Raw genomic sequence first — 651 nt, 5'->3', positions numbered from 1 at the left:
CCCGACGACGACACCTTCGAGGAGTTGTGCGGGATGCTCGACGAGGTGCCCGACGCGGTGTGGCGGGCCGACGACGTACTCGGATGGGTGTACGAGTACTACAATCGGCCGGTCGTGGAGGCGCTCGACGCAAAGAACACGCTCGAACCCGAAGACGTGGGACCCGCGAACCAGTTCTACACGCCGCACTGGGTCGTCCGGATGCTCGCCGACAACAGCCTCGGGAAACTCTATCTCGAAGCCACCGGGAAGGAGTCGGCGGTCCCCGACCCGGAGACGCTTTCTCCGGAAGAACGGAAGGAGCGCCTCGTCACACCGGAGGACGCACCCGACGTCCCCGAACTCTGTACGTATCTCATTCCCGACGAGGACGACCACGACGCGCCGTCGTTCGACCATCCCTCGGACCTTCGCGTCATCGACCCCGCCTGCGGGAGCGGCCACTTCCTGCTGTACGCCTTCGACGTCCTCGAGCGCATCTGGTGGGCCGAAACCGACCTCGACCGCGGCGAGATTCCCGCGAAGATCCTCGAACACAACCTCTACGGCGTCGACATCGACCTGCGGTCGTGCCAACTCTCGGCCTTCAATCTCTACCTGAAGGCTCGCACGCGTGCCGAAGCCGAGGGCGACGACTTCGAGATGCCGAAC

The 651-nt window shown here is 64.8% G+C and carries 1 protein-coding gene; it reads left to right on the top strand.

Annotated features, from left to right (window positions below; all coding sequences use genetic code 11):
* Window positions 1-651 (top strand): N-6 DNA methylase (locus E2484_RS24615; RefSeq protein WP_137287844.1); only part of this gene is annotated, 651 nt, incomplete at both ends.

The organism is Halorussus salinisoli, from assembly GCA_005239435.1.
Taxonomy (GTDB): domain Archaea; phylum Halobacteriota; class Halobacteria; order Halobacteriales; family Haladaptataceae; genus Halorussus; species Halorussus salinisoli.
This window is presented reverse-complemented; position numbering and strand designations above follow the sequence as displayed.